At 68.1% G+C, this 22,845-nt stretch carries 18 protein-coding genes and 1 riboswitch; of the genes, 13 read left to right on the forward strand and 5 right to left on the reverse strand.

Features of this window, described 5'->3' with window-relative positions:
- Positions 1–58: 58 nt before the first annotated feature.
- Both E5S66_RS04655 and yhbY read right to left on the reverse strand, forming a co-directional pair.
- Complete coding sequence (locus E5S66_RS04655; protein WP_138347973.1) at positions 59–430, reverse strand: Mth938-like domain-containing protein; 372 nt, start codon at positions 428–430, stop codon at positions 59–61.
- A gap of 19 nt (positions 431–449) precedes the next feature.
- Positions 450–755, reverse strand: a complete 306-nt coding sequence (yhbY, locus tag E5S66_RS04660; protein WP_028838465.1) for a ribosome assembly RNA-binding protein YhbY — start codon at positions 753–755, stop codon at positions 450–452.
- 117 nt (positions 756–872) lie between these two features.
- Here yhbY and rlmE point away from each other — a divergent pair, with 117 nt between their 5' ends.
- From rlmE to E5S66_RS04715, 11 genes are all read left to right on the forward strand, one after another.
- Complete coding sequence (gene rlmE, locus E5S66_RS04665; RefSeq protein WP_138347975.1) at positions 873–1,520, forward strand: 23S rRNA (uridine(2552)-2'-O)-methyltransferase RlmE; 648 nt, start codon at positions 873–875, stop codon at positions 1,518–1,520.
- A 43-nt stretch (positions 1,521–1,563) separates the two neighbouring features.
- Complete coding sequence (gene ftsH / locus E5S66_RS04670; RefSeq protein WP_138347977.1) at positions 1,564–3,468, forward strand: ATP-dependent zinc metalloprotease FtsH; 1,905 nt, start codon at positions 1,564–1,566, stop codon at positions 3,466–3,468.
- 66 nt (positions 3,469–3,534) lie between these two features.
- A complete protein-coding gene (gene folP, locus E5S66_RS04675) occupies positions 3,535–4,428 on the forward strand; it encodes a dihydropteroate synthase (RefSeq protein ID WP_138347979.1) in 894 nt (297 codons plus the stop codon).
- 53 nt (positions 4,429–4,481) lie between these two features.
- Positions 4,482–5,984: a sodium/proline symporter PutP gene (putP, locus tag E5S66_RS04680; RefSeq protein ID WP_138347980.1), complete on the forward strand. Its 1,503-nt coding sequence runs from the start codon at positions 4,482–4,484 to the stop codon at positions 5,982–5,984.
- A gap of 5 nt (positions 5,985–5,989) precedes the next feature.
- Positions 5,990–6,955, forward strand: coding sequence for a tRNA (adenosine(37)-N6)-dimethylallyltransferase MiaA (miaA, locus tag E5S66_RS04685; protein ID WP_138347982.1), 966 nt, complete (start codon positions 5,990–5,992; stop codon positions 6,953–6,955).
- 177 nt (positions 6,956–7,132) lie between these two features.
- Positions 7,133–7,408: an RNA chaperone Hfq gene (gene hfq / locus E5S66_RS04690; RefSeq protein WP_138347984.1), complete on the forward strand. Its 276-nt coding sequence runs from the start codon at positions 7,133–7,135 to the stop codon at positions 7,406–7,408.
- Between the two features lie 66 nt (positions 7,409–7,474).
- Entirely contained in the window at positions 7,475–8,818 is a 1,344-nt protein-coding gene (hflX, locus tag E5S66_RS04695) for a ribosome rescue GTPase HflX (protein WP_138348680.1), read from the forward strand.
- Positions 8,819–8,859: 41 nt separating this feature from the next.
- Positions 8,860–9,918 carry an FtsH protease activity modulator HflK gene (hflK, locus tag E5S66_RS04700; protein WP_342777279.1) on the forward strand — a complete coding sequence of 353 codons (1,059 nt, stop codon included), beginning with the start codon at positions 8,860–8,862 and terminating at the stop codon, positions 9,916–9,918.
- Entirely contained in the window at positions 9,915–10,778 is an 864-nt protein-coding gene (gene hflC / locus E5S66_RS04705; RefSeq protein WP_028838473.1) for a protease modulator HflC, read from the forward strand. The genes hflK and hflC overlap by 4 nt, the downstream gene beginning before the upstream one ends.
- A 48-nt stretch (positions 10,779–10,826) precedes the next feature.
- Entirely contained in the window at positions 10,827–11,012 is a 186-nt protein-coding gene (locus tag E5S66_RS04710) for a DUF2065 domain-containing protein (protein ID WP_028838474.1), read from the forward strand.
- 236 nt (positions 11,013–11,248) lie between these two features.
- Positions 11,249–12,541, forward strand: a complete 1,293-nt coding sequence (locus E5S66_RS04715; RefSeq protein WP_028838475.1) for an adenylosuccinate synthase — start codon at positions 11,249–11,251, stop codon at positions 12,539–12,541.
- A gap of 69 nt (positions 12,542–12,610) precedes the next feature.
- Here E5S66_RS04715 and E5S66_RS04720 read toward each other — a convergent pair whose 3' ends face one another.
- The gene (locus E5S66_RS04720) at positions 12,611–12,928 is read right to left on the reverse strand and encodes a flagellar basal body rod protein FlgC (protein WP_138347988.1); all 318 of its coding nucleotides are present in this window, start codon (positions 12,926–12,928) and stop codon (positions 12,611–12,613) included.
- 143 nt (positions 12,929–13,071) lie between these two features.
- Between E5S66_RS04720 and trhA the strand changes: the two genes are divergently transcribed.
- Both trhA and E5S66_RS04730 read left to right on the forward strand, forming a co-directional pair.
- The gene (gene trhA, locus E5S66_RS04725) at positions 13,072–13,725 is read left to right on the forward strand and encodes a PAQR family membrane homeostasis protein TrhA (RefSeq protein ID WP_138347990.1); all 654 of its coding nucleotides are present in this window, start codon (positions 13,072–13,074) and stop codon (positions 13,723–13,725) included.
- An 89-nt stretch (positions 13,726–13,814) separates the two neighbouring features.
- Complete coding sequence (locus E5S66_RS04730; protein WP_138347992.1) at positions 13,815–16,469, forward strand: M1 family metallopeptidase; 2,655 nt, start codon at positions 13,815–13,817, stop codon at positions 16,467–16,469.
- An 83-nt stretch (positions 16,470–16,552) separates the two neighbouring features.
- On the opposite strand, the gene E5S66_RS04735 is transcribed toward E5S66_RS04730, so the two are convergent.
- Positions 16,553–19,429, reverse strand: coding sequence for a TonB-dependent receptor (locus E5S66_RS04735; RefSeq protein WP_138347994.1), 2,877 nt, complete (start codon positions 19,427–19,429; stop codon positions 16,553–16,555).
- 252 nt (positions 19,430–19,681) lie between these two features.
- A complete protein-coding gene (gene gcvP, locus E5S66_RS04740; RefSeq protein WP_138347996.1) occupies positions 19,682–22,591 on the reverse strand; it encodes an aminomethyl-transferring glycine dehydrogenase in 2,910 nt (969 codons plus the stop codon).
- A gap of 34 nt (positions 22,592–22,625) precedes the next feature.
- Positions 22,626–22,756: riboswitch (glycine riboswitch) on the reverse strand.
- Between the last annotated feature and the right edge of the window lie 89 nt (positions 22,757–22,845).

Raw genomic sequence — 22,845 nt, forward strand, 5'->3', positions numbered from 1 at the left:
CCGCGGATGTTCTGGAATTTGGGGGAACATTAGCCGCGATTCAACGGCCCGGCAACCTTCAGGGGAACAGGAAACCGGCCGCAACCCGCCTGCCTTCGCCGGCCAGCACCGTGTAGGTGCGCGCGGCGGCGGCGTTGGACATGACTTCGATGCCGATCCCGCGCCGCAGGCAGGTGGCCAGCGCGGCGGCGGGCGGGAAGACCTGGGTGGCGCCGGTGCCCAGCAGGACCAGTTCCGGCGCCAGTGCCAGCAGCGGCTCAAGGTCGGCGGCGCCGATTGCGGAGGCGTCGCGCACCGGCCAGTCCTCGACCAGCGCTTGCGGGGCGATGATGAAGCTGGCGGTCAGCCGGCGCTCGTTGACCAGTGCGCCGGTGCCGTCGGCGCCGCGCAGGAAATACTGGTAATCCGGGCGTTCGAGGTTCAGCTGCATCGTGGGTCGCCGGCTGCGATCAGCCGCGGGGCAGGACGATCTGCCGCTTGTCCGTGCTCGGGCGATAGAGCACCGCGGTATGGCCGATCCGCTGCACCAGCGCGGCGTCGGCGCGTTCGGCCAGGGCAACGATCATGGCGTCACGCGCCTCGCGATCCGCGCCAGCCACCTTCACCTTGATCAGCTCGTGGTGTTCCAGCGCCAGTTCCACTTCCGCTACCAGCGCATCGGTGATGCCCTTGCCGCCGACCTGGAGCATCGCCTTGAGGTCGTGCGCCTGGCCGCGCAGGAAGCGGATCTGGGCGTTGGTCAAGGCAATCGGCATGCGGCACGCGGCGGAATAAAAGAAGGGTGCGCAGGGTATCATGCGGAAGATGGGGGCCGCCCGCGGGCGGCTCCATTCCCCCACGACCCTCCCGGCCCCGGGAGGGGGACGAGACGCATGGCGACCCGCAGCAAATCCAGCCAGCGCTGGCTCAAGGAACACTTCTCCGACCCTTACGTGAAGAAGGCGCAGGCCGAGGGCATGCGCTCGCGCGCGGCCTACAAGCTCGAGGAGCTGGTGGAGCGCGATCGCCTGCTCAAGCCGGGCATGGTGGTGGTGGATCTGGGGGCGGCGCCCGGCGGCTGGTCGCAATGGGTGCGCCAGGAGCTGGATCGGCTCGACCCGAACCGGCCCGGGCGGGTCATCGCCAGCGACATCCTGGAAATGCCCTCGCTGGCCGGGGTGGAGTTCCTTCATGGCGATTTCAGGGAAGATGCGGTTCTATCGAATCTGCTTGGAATGCTGAACGGGGAACAGGTCGACCTTGTCTTGTCCGACATGGCCCCCAATAAGAGCGGTATGACGGCGGTGGACCAGCCGCGTGCGATGCACCTGGCGGAACTGGCCATGGACTTCGCCGATGGCCAGCTCCGCAACGGCGGTACGTTCCTGATCAAGCTGTTCCAGGGAACGGGTTTCGACGATTACGTGCGGGAGCTGCGACGGCGCTATGCCAAGGTGGCGATCCGCAAGCCGGCGGCTTCGCGCAACCGCTCGCCGGAGGTATACGCACTGGCCACCGGCAAGCTGGCACAGATCAAGTGATGTTCCACAACGAAGTGAAGCGGAAGGACAGCCAAGGGCCGACATGAACGATCTCGCGAAAAACCTGTTGCTCTGGGTGGTGGTCGCCGCCGTGCTGATGGTGGTCTTCCAGAGCTTCTCGCCGAAGCTGGCCGCCAGCCAGGACGTGGTCTATTCGCAGTTCGTGCAGGACGTGGAGAACGACCGCATCAAGAAGGTCGACATCTCCAGCAACGAGCGCAGCATCAGCTTCGAGCGCGCCGACGGCAGTTCCGGCACCACCACCGCGCCGGTCCGCGACAAGGATCTGATCAACGACCTGATCCAGCACAAGGTCGAGATCAAGCAGGCGCCGCCGGATTCCGGCATCTCGTTCTGGTCGCTGGTGCTGAACTTCCTGCCGGTGCTGCTGATCATCGGCTTCTGGCTGTTCATGATGCGGCAGATGCAGGGCGGTGGCGGCGGCAAGGGTGCGATGTCGTTCGGCCGTTCGCGCGCCAAGCTGCTCTCCGACGACCAGGTCAAGGTCACCTTCGCCGACGTCGCCGGCTGCGACGAGGCCAAGGAAGACGTGGCCGAGCTGGTCGAGTTCCTGCGTGACCCGTCGCGCTTCCAGAAGCTGGGCGGCAAGATCCCGCGCGGCGTGCTGATGGTCGGCCCGCCCGGCACCGGCAAGACCCTGCTGGCCAAGGCCATCGCCGGCGAGGCCAAGGTGCCGTTCTTCTCGATCTCCGGCTCCGATTTCGTCGAGATGTTCGTCGGCGTCGGTGCCAGCCGCGTGCGCGACATGTTCGAGCAGGCCAAGAAGCACGCGCCGTGCATCATCTTCATCGACGAGATCGACGCGGTCGGCCGCCATCGCGGTGCCGGCCTCGGCGGCGGTCATGACGAGCGCGAGCAGACCCTCAACCAGCTGCTGGTGGAGATGGACGGTTTCGAGGGCGGCGAAGGCGTGATCGTGATCGCCGCGACCAACCGCCCCGACGTGCTCGACCCGGCGCTGCTGCGCCCCGGCCGCTTCGACCGCCAGGTGGTGGTGGGCCTGCCGGACGTGAAGGGCCGCGAGCAGATCCTCAAGGTCCACATGCGCAAGCTGCCGCTGGCCGACGACGTGGTGCCGATGACCATCGCCCGCGGTACGCCCGGCTTCTCCGGCGCGGACCTTGCCAACCTGTGCAACGAGGCCGCGCTGTTCGCCGCGCGCGAGAACGCCAAGGAAGTGCGCATGGAGCACTTCGACAAGGCGCGCGACAAGATCCTGATGGGCGCCGAGCGACGTTCGATGGCCATGAGCGAGCAGGAGAAGACCCTGACCGCCTACCACGAGGCCGGCCATGCCATCGTCGGCCGGTTGGTGCCGGAGCACGACCCGGTCTACAAGGTCACCATCATCCCGCGCGGCCGCGCGCTGGGCGTGACCATGTACCTGCCGGAAGGCGACAAATACAGCTACAACAAGATCGCGATCGAGTCCCAGCTGGCCTCGCTGTACGGCGGTCGCGTCGCCGAGGAGCTGATCTTCGGCGCCGACAAGGTGACCACCGGTGCGTCCAACGACATCGAGCGCGCCACCAAGATGGCTCGCAACATGGTGACCAAGTGGGGCCTGTCGGAACTCGGTCCGATCACCTTCGGCGAGGAAGAGGACGAGGTGTTCCTGGGCCGCAGCGTGACCCAGCACAAGAACGTCTCCGATGACACCGCGCGCCGGATCGACGACGTGGTGCGCGGCATCCTCGACCGCGCCTATGCGCGCACCACGCAGCTGCTGAACGAGAACATCGACAAGCTGCACGTGATGGCCAAGGCACTGCTGGAGTACGAAACCATCGACGTGCCGGTGATCGACGCGATCATGGATGGCCGCGAAGTGCCGCCGCCGATGGGCTGGAGCAAGCCGGGCAACAAGCCCGGTGGCGATGCCGCGCCGCCGGCCGCGCCGATCGGCGGCCCCGTCGTGCAGGGCTGAGCGATGCTTGCCGGGAAATGACGAAAAGGCCAGAGTTCGCTCTGGCCTTTTCGTTTGCGGATCCCGATGTTCGACACCTCGCCCCAGTTCGACTGCAACGGCCGCATCCTGCGCCTCGACCGCCCGCGGGTGATGGGCATCGTGAACATCACCCCGGACTCGTTTTCCGACGGCGGCGCGCACTTCGATGCCGAGGCCGCCATCGCCCACGGCCTGCGGCTGGCGCAGGAGGGCGCCGACATCCTCGACGTCGGCGGCGAATCCACCCGCCCGGGGTCACAGGAAGTGCCGGTGGAGGAGGAGCTGCGTCGCGTCGTTCCGGTGATCGAAGGGCTGGCGCGGAACACCGCGCTGCCGATCAGCATCGACACCAGCAAGCCCGAGGTGATGCGCGCGGCGATCAAGGCCGGCGCCGGCATGCTCAACGATGTGTATGGCCTGCGCCGCGAGGGCGCACTCGATGCGGCCGCCGAGCTGGGCATGCCGGTGGTGCTGATGCACATGCTGGGCGAGCCGCGCGCGATGCAGGAGGCGCCGGAGTACGACGACGTGGTCGGCGAGGTACACCGCTTCCTGGCCGAGCGCATCTTCGCCGCCGAGATGGCAGGCGTCGCCAGGAAGAACATCATCGCCGACCCCGGTTTCGGCTTCGGCAAGACCGTCGCGCATAACCTGCAGCTGCTGGCGCAGCTGCGCCGGTTCACCGAACTGGGCGTGCCGGTGCTGGCCGGGCTGTCGCGCAAGAAGACCATCGGTGAGCTCACCGGGCGGGACGAGCCCCGCCAGCGCGTGCATGGTTCGGTGGCGGCCCATCTCATCGCCGCGCAGAACGGCGCCACCATCGTGCGCGCGCACGACGTGGCTGCGACCGTGGATGCGTTGAAGGTCTGGGCCGCGGTGGCCGCGGTCGCGCCGCCGCGCAAGGACGCCGGCCGGCCGGAGATCGTCTGGCCGGAATAAGCGGCGCCGCGCCGCGCCGGGTTAAAGTGCGCCGGTCCATCCGGAGCGCGCGCATGACCGCCAGTACCCCGCTGCTGATCACCTTTGGCATCTACCTGCTGGCGATGGTGGGGATTGGTTTTGCGGCCTGGCGATCCACCCGCAACCTCGACGACTACATCCTCGGCGGGCGCTCGCTGGGCGGTTATGTCACCGCGCTGTCCGCCGGTGCCTCGGACATGAGCGGCTGGCTGCTGATGGGCCTGCCCGGCGCGCTCTACCTGACCGGCGTCAGCGAGGCGTGGATCGCCATTGGCCTGTGCATCGGCGCGTGGTGCAACTGGCGTTTCGTGGCCGGGCCGCTGCGCGTCTATACCGAGCGCACCGACAACGCGCTGACCCTGCCGGACTATTTCACCACGCGCTTCTCCAGTGATGGCTCCGCCGCCAACGGCCGGCTGCTGCGGATCGTGTCGGCGCTGGTGATCCTGGTGTTCTTCGCGATCTACTGCGCCAGCGGCATCGTGGCCGGCGCGCGGTTGTTCGAGAGCGTGTTCGGCCTGCCCTACGCGCAGGCGCTGTGGTGGGGCGCGGCGGCGACTGTCCTGTACACGCTGATCGGCGGCTTCCTGGCGGTGAGCTGGACCGACACCGTGCAGGCCACCCTGATGATCTTCGCCCTGCTGCTGACGCCGGTCATCGTCATCCTCGGCGTGGGCGGCCCGGTCGAGACGCTGCGGGTGATCGAGCAGGTCGATCCGGCGCGGCTGCAGTGGATCGGCGGTGGTGGCCTGGTCGCGGTGGTGTCGGCGCTGGCGTGGGGGCTGGGTTATTTCGGCCAGCCGCACATCCTGGCCCGCTTCATGGCGGCCGATTCGCTGGCGGTGATCCCGCAGGCGCGGCGGATCGGCATGACCTGGATGGTGCTGTGCCTGCTGGGCGCGGTCGCGGTTGGGCTGGCGGGCATCGCCTGGGCCACCCAGCACCCGCAGCAGGCGGTCGCGCTGGGCGAAAATCCCGAGCGCGTCTTCATCGTGCTGGCCGAAGCGCTGTTCAACCCGTGGGTGGCCGGCGTGCTGCTGTCGGCCATCCTGGCCGCGGTGATGAGCACGCTCAGCTGCCAGCTGCTGGTCTGCTCCAGCGCGCTGACCGAGGACTTCTACCACGGCTTCTTCCGCCCGCGCGCAGGCGAACGCGAGCTGGTGTGGGTGGGCCGGGCCACGGTGCTGGCAGTGGCGCTGCTGGCGATCTGGATCGCGCGCGACCCCGACAGCCGCGTGCTGGGTTTGGTCAGCTATGCGTGGGCCGGCTTCGGCGCGGCGTTCGGGCCGGTGGTGCTGTTCTCGCTGTTCTGGGCGCGGATGACCGGCACCGGCGCGCTGGCCGGCATGCTCGCCGGCGCGCTGACCGTGGTGCTGTGGAAGCACACCGGCAGCACGCTCTATGAAATGGTGCCGGGCTTCATCGTGGCGAGCATCGCGATCGTGGCCGGCAGCCTGCTGTCGCGGCCGCCGCCGGCCGATGTGCAGGCGCGCCATGCGCAGGTCGAGGCCAGCCTGCGCGAAAGCGGCTACTGAACCCGATGGGGCTGGATGCGCGCCCGCGCGCGATCGCGCTGATGGGCCCGACCGCGTCGGGCAAGAGCGCCTATGCGATCGCACTGGCGCAGCGGCTGGGTGGCGAAATCGTCAGCGTCGATTCGGCGCTGGTGTACCGCGGCCTCGACATCGGCGCGGCCAAACCCACCCGCACCGATCAGGCGCAGGCGCCGCACCACCTGATCGACCTGCGCGAGCCTTGGCAGCCGTACTCGGCGGCGGAGTTCGCGGTGGATGCGAAACGCGCCATCGACGGCATCGTCGCGCGCGGCCGGCTGCCGATCCTGGCCGGGGGCACCGGGCTGTACTTCCACGCGCTTTTGGATGGCCTGTCCGACATGCCCGCGGCCGATCCGGCCCTGCGCGCCACGCTTGCGCAGGAGGCCGGCGTACGCGGCTGGGCCGCGCTGCATGCCGAGCTGGCGCGGATCGATCCCGCGGCTGCCGCGCGCATCCACGCCACCGACGCGCAGCGCATCCAGCGCGCGCTGGAGGTTTACCGGCTCAGCGGGCGCAGCATCAGCGACTGGCGGTGCAACGCGTCCGGCCGGCGCTTGCCGGTGTGCACGTTGAAGCTGGTGCTGGCGCCGCCGCAGCGCGCCGATCTGCATGCCCGCATCGAAGCCCGTTTCGACGCCATGCTGGCGGAAGGTTTCCTCGACGAGGTTCGCGCACTGCGCGCACTGCCGGAGCTCGCCGGGCATCCGCAGCCGCTGGATCTGCCGGCGCTGCGCGCGGTGGGCTACCGGCAGGCCTGGGAGCATCTGGACGGCGCGACATCGGCTGCGGAATTCCGCGAACGCGCCATCGCCGCCACCCGCCAGCTGGCCAAGCGCCAGTTCACATGGCTGCGCGGCGAGCTGGACGCACGCTGGTTCGACCCCGCCTCGCAGCGCGATGCGCTGAACGCGGCGGTGGACGGTTTCCTCGGCTGCAGGGCAGTCACATAGGTGCGGCAGGCGTTGCGGTCGCTTGGGCAGTGGCGGCGCGGAATGCGGGCGTTCCCGCGGAGCTGACTCCTGCGTTAACATCGGGATGCGCCCGCCGCGATGGACGGGCGCGGGGCCGGGGATCGCCGCAGGCGTCGGCCCACGACAAACAACAACGCACGACAGTACGGGGAATCCATGACGAAGTCGCAGTCCTTGCAGGATCCATTCCTGAACGCTTTGCGCCGCGAGCGCGTGCCGGTGTCCATCTACCTGGTCAACGGCATCAAGCTGCAGGGCACCATCGAATCCTTCGACCAGTTCGTCATCCTGCTGCGCAATACCGTCAGCCAGATGGTCTACAAGCACGCGATCTCCACCGTGGTGCCGGCGCGCAACGTGCGTCTGGGTGGCCCCGGCGGTGATGCTGCCGATGCGGGCGAGCCGGTTCCGGCTCAGGTCGAGGCCGACTGACCCGGCCGCGGCGCGGGCTTGCAATCGCGGGCCGCCGCCCGCACTTACGTCCCGATGCCGACCCAATTGTTCGAACGCTCGCGCGGCGGCGAAAACGCCCTGCTGATCCAACCCCATGCCGGCGGCCCGCCGGCCGAAGGCGTGCTGGAGGAATTCGCCGAACTGGCGCGCTCGGCCGGTGCGCGCGTGCTGGCCACGCTGCCGGCACGGATCGACAAGCCGAACCCGTCGATCCTGATCGGCAGCGGCAAGCTGGAGGAAGTGAGGGCGGCCTGCGAGGCCACCGGCGCCGATCTGGTGCTGGTCAACCACGCGCTCACGCCGATCCAGGAACGCAACCTGGAAAAGGCGCTGGAGCGTCGGGTGGTGGACCGCACCGGGCTGATCCTGGACATCTTCTCGCAGCGCGCGCGCAGTTCCGAAGGCAAGCTGCAGGTCGAACTGGCCCAGCTCAAGCACATGGCGACCCGGCTGGTGCGCGGCTGGACCCATCTGGAACGCCAGCGCGGCGGCTCGATCGGCCTGCGCGGGCCCGGCGAAACCCAGCTGGAAACCGACCGCCGGCTGCTGCAGAAGCGCATGGAAATGCTGCAGAAGCGGCTGGAGAAAGTCGAGGTGCAGCACACCCAGATGCGCCGCGCGCGGGTGCGCAGCGAACTGCCGCGTGTGGCATTGGTGGGTTACACCAACGCCGGCAAATCGACCCTGTTCAATGCGCTGACCGGCGCCGATGCCTACGCCGCCGACCAGTTGTTCGCCACCCTCGACCCGACCGTGCGCCGGATCGCACTGCCCGGCGGTGGCGTGGTGCTGGCCGATACCGTCGGCTTCGTCCGCGACCTGCCGCACGAGCTGGTGGCGGCGTTCCGTTCCACCCTCAGCGAGGCGCGCGAGGCCGACCTGCTGCTGCATGTCATCGATGCCGACGACCCGCTGCGCGACGAGCGCATGGCGCAGGTGGAGATGGTGCTGCACGAAATCGGCGCCGGCGAGATTCCGCAGTTGCTGGTGTTCAACAAGATCGACCGCATCGAAGGCGCGCAGCCGCGGATCGACGCGCCCGGCGAAGCACGCGCGGCGGTGTGGCTGTCGGCGCGCGACGGGCTGGGGCTGAACCTGCTGCGCGAAGTCCTGGGCGAGCGCCTCGGCCTGCGCCGGGTGGTCGGCGACGTACACCTGCCCACCGACGCCGGGCGCCTGCGTGCGCGCCTGCATGCGCTGGACGCGGTGCGCGGCGAAACCCACGACGCCGACGGCTGGTGCCTGTCGATCGATCTGCCGCAGGCCGATGCCGCCAGGCTGGCGGCCCAATCCGACGGCGCGCCGCTGCGCGCGCTGTTGCCGGAGCCACCGGAGTTTCCGGATGAGCCCTACCCGGCAGACCGCTTCTCAGTAGAATCAGGCACATGACGATAAAAAACAGCGGCCCGCGCGGGCCAAAAGCGGTCTGGATGGCGTGGAACCGGCCCGGTGGCGGCCGTTCGGCAGGCGGCGGTTTCGGCCGGTTGCTGGACAAGCTGCCGGACTTCGGCGGTGGCGGCAGCCCGTTGCGCTGGATTGGGCTGGCGCTGGCGTTGTGGCTGGCGTTCAACTGCTTCGTGCTGATTGCCGAGCAGCAGCGCGGCGTGGTGCTGCGTTTCGGCATGTTCGACCGGGTGATGCAGCCCGGCCCGAGCTTCAAGTTGCCGTGGCCGATCGAACGCGTCATCAAGGTCAACGCCACCCAGATCAAGAACTACGAGGACCGCGTGCCGGTACTGACCAGCGACGAGAACATCGTCGAGGTCGCGGTGAACGTGCAGTACCGTGTGGCCGACCCGCAGGTGTACCTGTTCGGCACCCGCGACGGCGACGAAGTGCTGCGCCAGGCGGCGCTCAGCACCGTGCGCGAGACGGTGGGACGCTCCACCCTGGATACCGTGCTCGGTGCGCGCGAACAGCTGGCTGTGGGCGCGCGCGAGCGCCTGCAGAAGTCGCTCGAGGCCTATCGCACCGGTCTGGTCGTGACCGAACTCAACCTGCCGGACGCGCGTCCGCCGCAGCAGGTCAAGCCGGCGTTCGACGATGTCAACAGCGCCCAGCAGGACAAGGAGCGGTTGATTTCCGAATCCCGCGCCTACGCCGCCAAGATGGTGCCGGAAGCGCGCGGCCAGGCCGCACGCGTGCGCACCGTGGCGGAAGGCTACAAGACCGCCGAGATCGCCCGCGCTACCGGTGACGCCGAACGTTTCAGCCTGCTGGTGGCGCAGTACAAGAACGCGCCCGAAGTGACCCGCAAGCGGCTGTGGCTGGAAACCGTGCAGGAGGTACTGGCGCGCAACCGCAAGATCGTCGGTGGCGACGGTCGCCAGCTGATCTATGTGCCGCTGGACGGCGCCGCCAAGCAGGCACCCGCGCAGGCGATGCTGCCCGAACTGTTGTCGCCGACGGTGGAGGCCGCCGCGCCGGAGGCGCAGGCGCGCCCGGGCCGCAGCGGCCGCCCCGCCGGCCGTGAGGAGAACGTGCGATGAAATTCCCGGCATGGATGGCGGCGGTGGTCGCCGCGCTGGTGCTGCTGATGGGTTCGGTGTTCGTGGTCAGCGAAGGCCATACCGCGATCGTGTTGAACCTCGGTCGCGTGTCGCGGGTCGATCTCGGCCCCGGCCTGCACTTCAAGTGGCCGATGGTGGAAACCGCGCGCATTTTCGACAAGCGCCTGCAGGTGCTGCCGGCCGAGCCCGAGCGCTACCTGACCTCCGAGCGCAAGGACGTCAGCGTGGACTTCTTCGCGGTCGGCCGGATCCAGGACGCGCGCGCGTTCTATCGCGCCACCGGCGGCGACGAGGCTGCGGCGGTGGACCGCCTGGCGCCGATCATCAAGGACGCGCTGCGCAACGAGATCAACGCGCGCACCCTGCAGCAGGCGGTTTCGGGCGATCGCACCGAGATCGTCAAGAGCCAGCTGGACATCATCAACAAGGGCGCGGCCACGCTGGGCGTGCGGATCATCGACCTGCGCATCAAGCAGCTCGACCTGCCGACCGACAGCCGCGTCATCGACGATGTCTACAACCGCATGCGCGCCCAGCGCCAGCAGGTGGCCAGCCGCCTGCGCGCGGAAGGCGAGGAGCAGGCCAACGAGATCCGCGCCGGTGCCGACCGCGACCAGCAGGTGATCCTGGCCGAAGCCGAGCGAGACGCGCAGAAGCTGCGCGGCGAAGGCGACGCCGAGGCCGCGCGCATCTACGCCGATGCGGCCAACCGCGATCCGTCCTTCTACGCGTTCCAGCGCAGCCTGGAGGCCTATCGCAAGGCGTTCTCCGGTGGCGAAAGCGTGATCGTGCTGGAGCGCAACGACCCGTTCCTCCAGTACATGCGCAGCGACCGCTGATGGTTTCCGGTCCGATTGCGAACACGCGCGCCCCGCGTCCGGGTTGCCGTGGCTGAGCTGTGGGCGGCGCTGTGCCTGGTGGCGGTCATCGAAGGCCTGTTCCTGTTTGCCGCCCCCGGTGCGTGGAAGCGCGCCGCGGCGCAGCTGCTGAACCTGCCCGACGAACACGTGCGCCGGATCGGCGGCGTCGTGCTGATACTGGGGCTGCTGTCGCTGTGGCTGGTGCGCGGCTAGGGCTTTCCGATCGCCCGCACTGTCGGGCAGCGGGCTGAACGCAGCCATCAGCCAAGTTCGCGGCCGGTTGCGGAAGCGGGTAGAATGCGCAAAAGCCGGGGTTCGCCTCGGCTTTTTCCGTGTCTGGCGTAGGCGCCGCCGCGGGCCGCCCCGATGGCGGTTCGCGCACGGCGGCAAGCATGCCGGCGCATCCATCCAGCGGCCCCGATGGCCGCCAGTAAACAGGAGTTGCGGCCATGGGCCAGTCGGTCGTGGTGTTGGGCGCCCAGTGGGGCGATGAGGGCAAGGGCAAGATCGTCGACCTGCTGACCGAGGACATCGGTGCGGTGGTGCGTTTCCAGGGCGGCCACAACGCCGGCCACACGCTGGTCATCAACGGCAAGAAGACGGTGCTGCACCTGATCCCCTCGGGCATCCTGCGCGACGGCGCGCTGTGCCTGATCGGCAATGGCGTGGTGATCTCGCCGGCCGCGCTGCGCAAGGAGATCGAGGAACTCGAATCCGCCGGCGTCGACGTGCGCAGCCGCCTGAAGATCTCGCCGGCCGCGCCGCTGATCATGCCGTACCACATCGCGCTGGATCAGGCCCGCGAGAAGGCCGCCGGCGGCAAGGCCATCGGCACCACCGGCCGCGGCATCGGCCCGGCCTACGAGGACAAGGTGGCGCGCCGCGGCATCCGCATCGCCGACCTGCATTATCCCGAGCAGCTGGCCGAAAAGCTCCGCGCCGCGCTGGATTACCACAACTTCGTGCTGACCAAGTATCTGGGCGTGGAGGCGGTGGATTTCGACACCGTCTATGCCGAGGCGCTGGCCTTCGGCGAATACGTCGAGCCGATGAAGTCGGACGTGGCCGGGATCTGCCATGAGCTGCGCAAGCAGGGCAAGCGGGTGCTGTTCGAGGGCGCGCAGGGCGCGCTGCTGGACATCGACCACGGCACCTATCCCTACGTCACTTCGTCGAACACCACCGTCGGCGGTGCGCTGGCCGGTGCCGGCGTGGGTGCGGATGCGATCGACTACGTGCTGGGCATCGCCAAGGCGTACGCGACGCGCGTCGGCGGCGGCCCGTTCCCGACCGAGCTGGACGATGAAGTGGGTCAGGGCATCCGCGACCGCGGCGCCGAATATGGCGCGTCGACCGGTCGCCCGCGTCGCTGCGGCTGGATGGACATCGTGGCGCTGAAGCGCGCGGTGGCGATCAACGGCATTTCCGGCCTGTGCATCACCAAGCTCGACGTGCTGGACGGCATGGAGAAGCTGAAGATGTGCATTGCCTACGAGTACCGTGGCAAGCGCACGGAGTACGCGCCGCTGGATGCCCAGGGCTGGGAAGAAATCACCCCGGTGTACCTGGAGTTTCCGGGCTGGAGTGAGAACACCCACGGCGTCACCGAATGGGACAAGCTGCCGGTTGCGGCACGCGCCTACCTGCGCGCGCTGGAAGAGCTGGCCGGTTGCCCGATCAGCATCGTCAGCACCGGCCCGGACCGCGACCACACCATGGTGCTGCGCGACCCGTTCGCCTGAGCCGGGTGCAATGAAGAACGGCCGGCCCGCGCGAGCGTGGCCGGCCGTTTGCGTTTCAGGCCTCGGGAGTCAGGCGAACGCGTCGAGCAGCGTGCCCAGTGCGTCCTCACGGGCGCGGAAGGCGGCGGTGCTGGCGGCGAAGTCATGGGCAGCCTGACGGGCATCGATGACGTTGGACACCTCCGCGGCGGCGGTGCCGTTGCTTGCGTCGGTGCGCACGATGCGCGCCTGCACGCCGCCGTCCGGAGCTTCCGACTGCACCACTTCGCGGCGCTGGAAACCGGTGGTTTCGCGGTGGGCGGTATTGCTGGCGGCAGCCTGCATCCGCTGCGTCGCCGCGTGCATGCCGGAGGCCGCGATATTCGATGAAACGCCGGAAATGATCATGGCGGGCAGCTTTGCAGGATGAGCGCGGCCCACTTTACGCTGCCATTGGCGCGAAAACGGCGAACCCCGTCCGGTTTCCGGCCGCTGCCGGCGGGCCGGGCCGGCTTCACCCACAGGCGCCGGCAGCGAGGTATCCTGCTGCAATGCAATATGCTCAGAGCCATTCCAGCGTCGTTCCGCATCCCGGCGAGGAGCTGGCCAACGCGTTGACCCACGGGGTCGGCGCCGCCGCGTCGCTGGCTGGCAGTGCGGTGCTGATCACGCTGGTGGCACTGTTCGGCGATGGCTGGCAGCTGGCCGGCGCGATCGTTTTCGGCGTCGCCCTGCTGCTGCTCTACACCGCCTCCACCCTGTACCACGCGATCTCGCATCCGGTTCTGAAGGGCCGGCTGAAAGTGTTCGACCACTGCGCGATCTACCTGCTGATCGCCGGCACCTACACGCCGTTCACCCTGGTCGGCCTGCGCGGCCCCACCGGCTGGTGGCTGTTCGGCACGATCTGGACGCTGGCGCTGGCCGGGGTGGTGTTCAAGCTGTTCTACACCGGCCGCTTCAAGCGCCTGTCGACGCTGATCTACATCGGCATGGGCTGGCTGATCGTGCTGGCCGCAAAACCCATGCTGCATGCGCTGGGCATGGATTCATTGCTGTGGCTGCTGGCCGGCGGCGTTGCCTATACCGTCGGCACGTTCTTCTACATGCGCCCACAGCTGCGCTGGTCGCATGCGATCTGGCATGGTTTCGTGATTGCCGGCAGCGTCTGCCATTACGTCGCGGTGATGCTGCACTTGCTGTAACCGCGAGCGGCGCGCATGACTTCCGGCGGTGTGCGCCGCCGGGCGCAGGCCGGATGATCGGGGCTTCGCATCCATCCCCGAGGTAGTCCATGCGTCGCATCCTGACAACCGCCATCGCGCTGGCCTTGGCCGGCGCCGGCAATGCCGCGCTCGCGCAGCCCGCCGCTGCCGCACCCGCCGCGGCGCCTGCGGCGGTGACGACGCAGCTGCCGCGCGATGTCCGACCGAGCAACTACGACATCGAGGTCGAACCGCATGCGGAGCGCATGGCGTTCGACGGCAAGGTGCGGATCAATGTCGATGTGCTGGCGCCTACCCGCAGCATCACCCTCAATGCCGCCGACCTTGAATTCGGCACGGTCCGGCTGGAGCGCGCCAACGGCAAGGCGCTGGTGCCCAAGACCCGTGTCGATGCCGCGGCGCAGACCGCGACCTTCAGCTTCGACCAGACGTTGCCGGTGGGCAGCTACCTGCTGACCATCGAATACAGCGGCAAGATCGGCACCCAGGCCAACGGCCTGTTCGCACTGGACTATCCCACCGACGCCGGCAAGAAGCGCGCGCTCTACACCCAGTTCGAGAACTCCGATGCGCGCCGCTTCATCCCGTCCTGGGACGAGCCGGCGCACAAGGCCACGTTCCGGCTGGCGGTGACCGCGCCGTCCGCACAAATGGTGGTCAGCAACATGCCGGTGGCCAGCACCCACGGTCTTGGTGATGGGCGCACGCTGACCCTGTTCAAGCCGTCTCCGAAGATGTCCACCTACCTGCTGTTCCTGTCGATGGGCGAGTTCGATCGCGCCACCCTTGCCGACAACGGGGTGGAAATCGGCGTGATCGCGCAGAAAGGCAAGGTGGAACAGGCGCGCTTTGCGCTGGAGGCCAGCCGCGACGCGCTGCGCGAGTTCAACGACTACTTCGGGGTGAAGTATCCGCTGCCGAAGCTGGACAACATCGCCGCGCCGGGCCGCAGCCAGTTCTTCAGCGCGATGGAGAACTGGGGTGCGATCTTCACCTTCGAATCCTCGCTGCTGCTCGACCCGGCGATCTCCAACGTCTCCGACCAGCAGCGCGTGTTCAGCACCGCCGCGCACGAGATCGCCCACCAGTGGTTCGGCAACCTGGTGACCATGGCGTGGTGGGACGATCTGTGGCTCAACGAAGGTTTCGCCACCTGGATGGAAGGCCGCACCACCCGCAAGCTGCATCCCGAGTGGGATACCGACAGCGTCGATGCGGCCTTCACCAGCCGCGGTGCGATGGGCCAGGATGCGTTCGCCACCACCCATCCGGTGGTGCAGCACGTGGCCACGGTGGAGCAGGCCAGCCAGGCCTTCGACGGCATCACCTACGGCAAGGGTTCTGCGGTGATTTCGATGCTGGAGGACTACGTGGGCGAGACTGCGTGGCGCAACGGCGTGCGCAGCTACATCGGCAAGCACGCCTACGGCAACGCGGTGACCGACGACCTGTGGGCCGAGATCGAGCAGGCCACGCCGGGCAAGCAGTTCGCCGCGGTCGCGCACGACTTCACCCTGCAGCCCGGCGTGCCGCTGATCAAGGCCAGCAGCATGTGCACGGGCGGCAACACCGTGGTGCAGCTGGAGCAGGGCGAGTACACCCTGGACCGTCCCGACAAGACGCCGCTGCGCTGGCGGGTGCCGGTGCACGTGCGCGGCGACGGCAAGTCGGCGCGCGTGCTGGTGGACGGCAAGGCCAGCGTGACCCTGCCCGGCTGCAACGCGCCGGCGCTGGTGAACGCCGGGCAGAAGGGCTACTTCCGCACCCTGTACGCGCCGGCCCAGTTCAAGGCGCTGCGCAGCGGCTTCGCCACCCTGCCGGTGGTGGACCAGATGGGCCTGATGCTGGATACCGGCGCGCTGGCGGCGGTCGGCCTGCAACCCGAATCCGACAGCCTGGACCTGGCCATGCAGGTGCCGACTGCCGCGGCGCCGGAGCTGTGGCAGATGGTGGCCGGCTCGGTGGGCGGGCTGGATGATCTGTTCAAGGGTGATGCCAAGCGGCAGGACGCGATCCATGCCTTCGCGATCAAGCGGTTGGCACCGAAGTTTGCCCAGCTGGGCTGGGACAACCGCGACGGTGATTCGGCATCCACCCGGCAGCTGCGCAACAGCCTGATTTCCACTCTGGGCGAACTGGGCGATGCTGCGGTGCTGGCGGAGGCGCGTCGGCGCTTCGATGCGTTCCTGGCCGATCCCGCTTCGCTGTCGCCGGACCTGCGCCGCACCGTGCTGGGCATGGTGGCGCGCAATGCCGACGCCGCCACCTGGGACCGCCTGCACGCGCTGGCGAAGGCGGAGAAGTCCTCGATGCTGCGCGACCAGTACTACGGCCTGCTGGCGCGGGCCAAGGACAAGGCGCTGGCGCAGCGCGCGCTGGACATGGCGCTGACCGACGAGCCGGGTGCCACCAACGGCGCCGGGATGATCTCCTCGGTGTCGTGGGAGCATCCGGAGCTGGCCTTCGACTTCGCCGTTGCCCACCGCGAGCAGGTGGACAAGCTGGTCGACTCCACTTCGCGTGCGCGCTTCTATCCGGGGCTGGGCGGCAGCGCCACCGACCTGTCGATGGTGGAGAAGATCAATGCCTTCGCCGAAGCGCATATCGCCCCCACGTCGCGTCGCGACGCCGAGCGCGTGGTCAACGGCATCCAGACCCGGGTCAAGCTGCGCCAGCAGCGGCTGCCGCAGGTCGATGCGTGGTTGAAGCAGCAGGGCGTCTGACCGCTGCGATATCTGCCCGAAGTGAAACGAAGAGGCCCCGCGATGCGGGGCCTCTCGTTTTTACGGCGTGCGGCGATGGCTGATCAGAAGCGGTATTCCGCCAGCAGATTGAACGAACGCCCTCGCGGATCGGCCACGCGCGCTTCCCAGCCGGCACCGTCGCCGTCGTCCAGATAGCGCAGGGTGAATGGCGGGTCGGTATCCAGCAGGTTGCGGATGCCGAAGGTCAGCTTCATGTTGTCGATGCCGGCCCAGCTGACGCTGTAGTTGTACAGCGTGTAGCTGTCCACGTCGCGGCTGTAGTTGGCGGGCACGTAGCCGTTGGCAATGCCCGGTGGCTGCCAGTCCTTGTATCCGCCGCGATGGACCTGGGTCAGCAGGTGCGACCAGTCGCCCTTCTGCCAGCCGAACCCGAGGGTGTGCTTCCACTTGATCGGCAGGTTGAAGTAGCGCTCGTATTCGCCGACCAGGTTGTCGCTGTAGGGCAGGCTGTCGAAGCTCTTGGTCTTGAACGTATCCAGATAGTTGCCGTTGAGGTGGATGTTCCAGGCGCCGCCGGCCAGCTCCCCGCGCAGGTTGGCGTCCAGTTCGATGCCGCTGGTCAGGGTGCCGCCGGTGTTGATGTAGCGCTGGTCGATCTGGACGATGGCGCCGCTGCTGTCGCGGATGAAATTGGCCGCGTACAGCGGGTAGTTCGCGGTCATGGTGCTGAGGTTGAAGCCACTGCGGATCGTGTTGATGCGCTCGATCTCCCACCAGTCCACGCTGAGGTTGAAGTTGGCGTTGGGGGCGATGACGAAGCCGAGGCTGCGCTGCTTGGCTTCTTCCGGCTTCAGGTTGGGGTTGCCGCCGGTGACGATGTCGGGGCGGATCTGCACGTTGCAGTTGGCGACGTCGGGGTTGTAACGGCCGTTCGGGCATGTTGCCGGATCGGCAAGGTCCAGGCCGGTGTACTGGGTTTCAGTGATGCCGCGGAACAGCTTGGCGAAATCCGGCACCTTGAACCCGGTGCTGTAGGCGCCGCGGAACACCAGCCAGTCGATCGGCTGCCATTTGAACGAATACTTCGGGTTGGTGGTGCCACCGAAGCCGTCGTAGCGGTCGTGCCGCACCGCCAGATTCACTTCCAGGCTGTCCATCACCGGCAGATTGAGCTCGGTGAACAGTGCTTTGACATTACGGGTCTTGGGCGACATGTAATTGGAGGCGTCGCCGGGCGCGCCGAACACGAAGGCGTTCCCGCGCGACCAGTCGGACGGGCCGTTGAACTCGTATTCCTCGCGGCGCAGGTCGAAGCCGACCGCTGCCTTCACCTCCTCCTCGCCCCACAGCTTGAAGCCCAGGCCACCGCTGAAACTGGCATCGAGGGTGGTCGTGGTGGATACGCCCTTGTACAGCAGCAGGCCGCTGGCGTCGGCCGCGGCTAGCGCGTCGTAGGCGGCTTGTGACTGCTCCTGGCCCGGCATCAGGAACGGGTTCAGCAGGCCGCTCTTGAGGGCGGCCTTGAGTTGCGGCGTGTAGTAGTAGCCCCCGGCCAACGCGGTCTGGGCGCGGCTTTCCGCACGCGACAGGCCGATGTCGTAATCCCATCGGCCGACGACCCCGTTCAGCCCGAACAGCAGGCGGTAGGCCTTGGTGGTGGTTTCCAGCTGACGCGGGCCGCAGGCGTAGCAGCGCCAGCGGTAGGTGATCGGCTTGCCGTAGGCAAGGTTGGCCTGGTCGCCGAAGTAATCGTGGAGCTGGTTGTAGATCGCGTCGTAGGTGGCTTGGGTCGTGGCATTCAGCTCGTAGGCGTCCAACTGGGTGGCGCTGGCATTGACGCTGGAGCTGATCTGTTGGGCTTCGAATCGCCGGGTGGAGCTGACCTTCGAGCCCATGAACTCGGCGAAGAATTCATGGTTGTCGCTGATCCTGAAAGTGGCGCGTCCGATGCCCTGCACGGTATCCACCGGCTGCTGGATGGTGCGGGCGCGACCGTAGTCCCATGCGCAGCCGAAGCTCGCACCGGGGCTTGACCAGACCTTGTCGTCGTAGGGCCCCATCATGTCGCCGCCGGCTTCGCAGCCCGCGCCGCCAGGCAGGTCGAGGACGCTGATGGTGGTCTTGGTGAGATTGCTGTCGGGGTCCCGCAAGCCGCTGCCAATCAGGCTGCCGGTGCCGCTGACCACGTTGGCGAACGGCGTGCCGCGGGTGTCAGGGGAGAGGCCGCGATCGGCCTGGAAGCTGTTGGCGAAGTCGCGCTGGTTGCCGCGCAGGATATTGTTTCGCTTGACGTTGAGTGCCGCCCAGACATTCCAATGGTCGGTGTCCAGATCGCCCCAACCGCCAAGCAGGCTGGCGTGATAGATCTCGCCACCGCCCTGCTGGGTGACATCCGCGCCGGCGCTGAGGGTGTAGCCCTGATAGTTGCGACGGGTGATGAAGTTGATGACGCCGCCGATGGCATCGGTGCCGTAGACGGCGGATGCGCCATCGCGCAGCACTTCCACTCGCTCGATGGCGGCGAACGGGATCGAGTTCAGGTCCACCACCTGTCCGGCCAGCCCGTGGGCGGCGACGCGCCGGCCATTGAGCAGGACCAGGGTTGCATCGGCACCCTGGCCGCGCAGGTTGGCGCCGGACACGCCGTTGTTGCCGCGGGTGCCGGGCGGGGCAACGCCGCTGTTGGCCGCAAGATTATCCGGACCGCTGCTGGCGACATTCAGCTGTTGCAACAGCTGCTCGGCCGAGGTGATGCCCTGCGCGTCGATTTCGGCGCGCTGGATGACGGTAATGGGAAGCGCCGCCTCCATATCGGTGCGCTGGATGCGCGAACCGGTGACGGTCAAGCGGTCCAGTGTCCTGACCTTGCTGTCAGCGGGCTGCTTGTCGTCAGCCTGCTGGGCCATCGCCGGCAGCGCCAGCGCGGCCAGCAGGGCGATGCAGAGGCGGCGTTTGCCGGGCTTCGCAAATGTGTTCATCAAATCCCTCCCCAGGTGATTGTCGTGGCAGCGCCGAAGCGCGGCTGCATGCGATCCCCGTGCTTCGCGGCTGCGGAAGACGGGGCCGGCCCCCAATCTAGTCGGGATCGACTGGCGTTGGAATAGGTCTTGCGGCCCCGGTGCCGAACGGGAATAAACCCGCGCGGCGCCGGTCGCCCCGCTCGCGGGGCCGGAAACGCAACAGGCCCCGCATGGCGGGGCCTGTTGCACGTCATCACGTCGCGGCGACGGTTACGCGTCTTCGTCCTTGTACGCGTCCACCGGGATGCAGGCGCACATGACGTTCTTGTCGCCGTGCACGTTGTCCACGCGGGCCACCGGCGGCCAGTACTTGACCTGCTTGAGCACCGGCAGCGGGAACGCGGCCAGCTCGCGCGGGTAGGCGTGGGCCCATTCGCTGGCTGACACGCGCACCGCCGTATGCGGCGCGTGCTTGAGCGGGTTATCCAGGCGGTCCAGCTTGCCGTCGATCACGTCCTGGATCTCGGCGCGGATCTGGATCATCGCGTCGATGAAGCGATCCAGCTCGTGCTGCGATTCGGACTCGGTGGGTTCCACCATCAGCGTGCCGGCGACCGGGAAGCTCAGGGTCGGGGCGTGGAAACCGAAGTCGATCAGGCGCTTGGCCACGTCCTCGGCGCTGATGCCGGACTGCTTCTCCAGCGGGCGCAGGTCGAGGATGCATTCGTGCGCCACCAGCCCGTTGCGGCCGGTGTACAGGGTGGGGAAGTGCGGGGCCAGGCGCCTGGCGATGTAGTTGGCGTTGAGCATCGCCACCTGGGTGGCCTTGCGCAGGCCGTCGCGGCCCATCATCGCGATGTACATCCAGCTGATCGGCAGGATGCTGGCGCTGCCGAAGCTGGCCGCCGACACCATCGCGCCGCCGCCGCTACCTTCGGTACGGATGCCCTGCTCGCCGAACGCCTTGGGCAGGAACGGCGCCAGGTGCGAGCGCACCGCGCAAGGGCCGACGCCGGGGCCGCCGCCGCCGTGCGGGATGCAGAAGGTCTTGTGCAGGTTGAGGTGGGACACGTCGGAGCCCCACTTGCCCGGCTTGGCCAGGCCGACCAGCGCGTTCATGTTGGCGCCGTCGGTGTACACCTGACCACCGTGCTGGTGGATGATTTCGCAGATCTCCACCACGTCTTCCTCGAACACGCCGTGGGTGGACGGGTAGGTGATCATCAGCGCGGCAAGGTTGGCCGAATGCTTCTCGGCCTGCACGCGGATGTCTTCCACATCGACGTTGCCATTGGCGTCGCACTTGGTGACCACCACCTTCATCCCGCACATGTTGGCGGACGCCGGGTTGGTGCCGTGCGCCGATTCCGGGATCAGGCAGATGTTGCGATGGCTCTCGCCGCGCGATGCATGGTAGGCGCGGATCGCCAGCAGGCCGGCGTATTCGCCCTGCGCGCCGGAATTGGGCTGCAGGCTGACCGCGTCGTAGCCGGTGGCTTCCACCAGCATCGCTTCCAGCCCGGCGATCAGTTCCTTGTAGCCCTGCGCCTGCTCGGCCGGCACCAGCGGATGGATGTTGCCGAACTCCGGCCAGGTGATCGGGATCATCTCGGCGGTGGCGTTGAGCTTCATGGTGCAGCTGCCCAGCGGGATCATGGTGCGATCCATCGCCAGGTCCTTGTCCGCCAGCGTGCGCAGGTAGCGCAGCAGTTCGTGCTCGCTGTGGTGGGTGTTGAACACCGGGTGGGTCATGAACGCGCTGCTGCGCGCCAGTTCCGCCGGGATCAGCGACGGTGCGCTGGCATCCAGCGCGTCGATCGACGGCAGCTTGGCGTCGTCGCCGCCGAAGATGCGCCACAGCAGCTCCAGGTCGGCGCGGCTGGTGGTTTCGTCCAGCGAGATGCAGATCGAACCGTTGCCGCGCACGCGCAGGTTGGCGCGGCGCGCGCGTGCGCGCTCGACCAGCGCGGCGGACTGGTCGCCGGCGTCGATGCACAGGGTGTCGAAGGCGCTGGCGTGGACGCTGGCGTGGCCGAGTTCACGCAGGCCGGCGGCGAGGATGGCGGTGTAGCGGGCCACCCGGCTGGCGATGCGCTTGAGGCCATCGGGGCCGTGGTAGACGGCGTACATCGCCGCCATCACTGCGAGCAGCACCTGCGCGGTGCAGATGTTGGAGGTCGCCTTCTCGCGGCGGATGTGCTGCTCGCGGGTCTGCAGGGTGAGGCGGTAGGCCGGGTTGCCGTCGGCATCGATGGACACGCCGATCAGGCGGCCCGGCATGCTGCGCTTGAAGGCGTCGCGGCAGGCCATGAACGCGGCGTGCGGGCCGCCGAAGCCGAACGGCACGCCGAAGCGCTGGCTGTTGCCGATCACGATGTCGGCGCCCATCTCGCCCGGCGACTTCAGCAGGGTCAGGGCCAGCAGGTCGGTGGCGACCACGAACAGCGCGTTGTGCGCGTGGATGGCCTCGGCATCCTTCTCCCAGTCGGCGACCCAGCCGCTGGAGGCCGGGTATTGCGCCAGCACGCCGAAGTAGTCGCCTGCGGCGATCGCTTCATGCACCGCGTCGGTACCGCGCACCACGTTCACCTTCAGGCCCAGCGGCTCGGCGCGGGTCTGCAGCACTTCGATGGTCTGCGGGTGGGTGTCGCCGACCACCAGGAAGGTGTCGGACTTCGACTTGGCGCTGCGCTTGGCCAGGGTCATGGCCTCGGCCGCGGCGCTGGCCTCATCCAGCAGCGAGGCGTTGGCGATGTCCATCCCGGTCAGGTCGGCGACCATGGTCTGGAAGTTGATCAGCGCTTCCATGCGGCCCTGCGAAATCTCCGCCTGGTACGGCGTGTAGGCGGTGTACCAGGCCGGGTTCTCGAGGATGTTGCGCAGGATCACGTTCGGCACGTGGGTGCCGTAATAGCCTTGGCCGATGAAGCTGCGGAACACCTGGTTCTTGTCGGCGATGGCGCGGATCTTCGCCAGCGCGTCGACTTCGGTCATCGACTCCGGCAGCGCCAGCGGGGCGGTGGACTTGATGCTGGCCGGGACGATGGCGTCGGTGAACGCCTCCAGCGAATCGAAGCCGAGCTGGCCCAGCATCGCCGAGATCTCGGCGTCGTTGGGGCCGATGTGGCGTTCGATGAAAGCGTCGTGGTGTTCGAGCGAGCGGAGCGAGGGCTGGGTCATGGCGGCATCCGGGGGCGCGAGGGCGCGTGAAGGGGATGCCCGCTCTGTCCTTCTGCCTGAGAGTTTGGAAGCGCGCGGGCGGGGAGGGGAATCCGCGCGGCTTCTTGCCCCTTCGGCGCCGGCAGCGCCGATGAATGGCCTGCCGATCTCTCCAGAGTGTGGTCACACGGCGGTCTTGGGCCTGAGCGATTCCGGGCGGTTGCGCCTTCGGCAGCGCTGCGGGACGAGGTCCGCGCGCTTCTCCCTCCGTGTGG

The organism is Thermomonas fusca (genome assembly GCF_005862345.1).
Classification (GTDB): domain Bacteria; phylum Pseudomonadota; class Gammaproteobacteria; order Xanthomonadales; family Xanthomonadaceae; genus Thermomonas; species Thermomonas fusca.

Coding starts and splice junctions, on each gene's coding strand:
- rlmE (WP_138347975.1), top strand. CDS start 873: ATGGCGACCCGCAGCAAATCCAGCCAGCGCTGGCTCAAGGAACACTTC.
- gcvP (WP_138347996.1), bottom strand. CDS start 22,591: ATGACCCAGCCCTCGCTCCGCTCGCTCGAACACCACGACGCTTTCATC.
- E5S66_RS04735 (WP_138347994.1), bottom strand. CDS start 19,429: ATGAACACATTTGCGAAGCCCGGCAAACGCCGCCTCTGCATCGCCCTG.
- trhA (WP_138347990.1), top strand. CDS start 13,072: ATGCAATATGCTCAGAGCCATTCCAGCGTCGTTCCGCATCCCGGCGAG.
- miaA (WP_138347982.1), top strand. CDS start 5,990: ATGGGGCTGGATGCGCGCCCGCGCGCGATCGCGCTGATGGGCCCGACC.
- E5S66_RS04715 (WP_028838475.1), top strand. CDS start 11,249: ATGGGCCAGTCGGTCGTGGTGTTGGGCGCCCAGTGGGGCGATGAGGGC.
- hfq (WP_138347984.1), top strand. CDS start 7,133: ATGACGAAGTCGCAGTCCTTGCAGGATCCATTCCTGAACGCTTTGCGC.
- E5S66_RS04655 (WP_138347973.1), bottom strand. CDS start 430: ATGCAGCTGAACCTCGAACGCCCGGATTACCAGTATTTCCTGCGCGGC.
- yhbY (WP_028838465.1), bottom strand. CDS start 755: ATGCCGATTGCCTTGACCAACGCCCAGATCCGCTTCCTGCGCGGCCAG.
- E5S66_RS04720 (WP_138347988.1), bottom strand. CDS start 12,928: ATGATCATTTCCGGCGTTTCATCGAATATCGCGGCCTCCGGCATGCAC.
- E5S66_RS04730 (WP_138347992.1), top strand. CDS start 13,815: ATGCGTCGCATCCTGACAACCGCCATCGCGCTGGCCTTGGCCGGCGCC.
- putP (WP_138347980.1), top strand. CDS start 4,482: ATGACCGCCAGTACCCCGCTGCTGATCACCTTTGGCATCTACCTGCTG.
- ftsH (WP_138347977.1), top strand. CDS start 1,564: ATGAACGATCTCGCGAAAAACCTGTTGCTCTGGGTGGTGGTCGCCGCC.
- folP (WP_138347979.1), top strand. CDS start 3,535: ATGTTCGACACCTCGCCCCAGTTCGACTGCAACGGCCGCATCCTGCGC.
- hflK (WP_342777279.1), top strand. CDS start 8,860: ATGGCGTGGAACCGGCCCGGTGGCGGCCGTTCGGCAGGCGGCGGTTTC.
- hflC (WP_028838473.1), top strand. CDS start 9,915: ATGAAATTCCCGGCATGGATGGCGGCGGTGGTCGCCGCGCTGGTGCTG.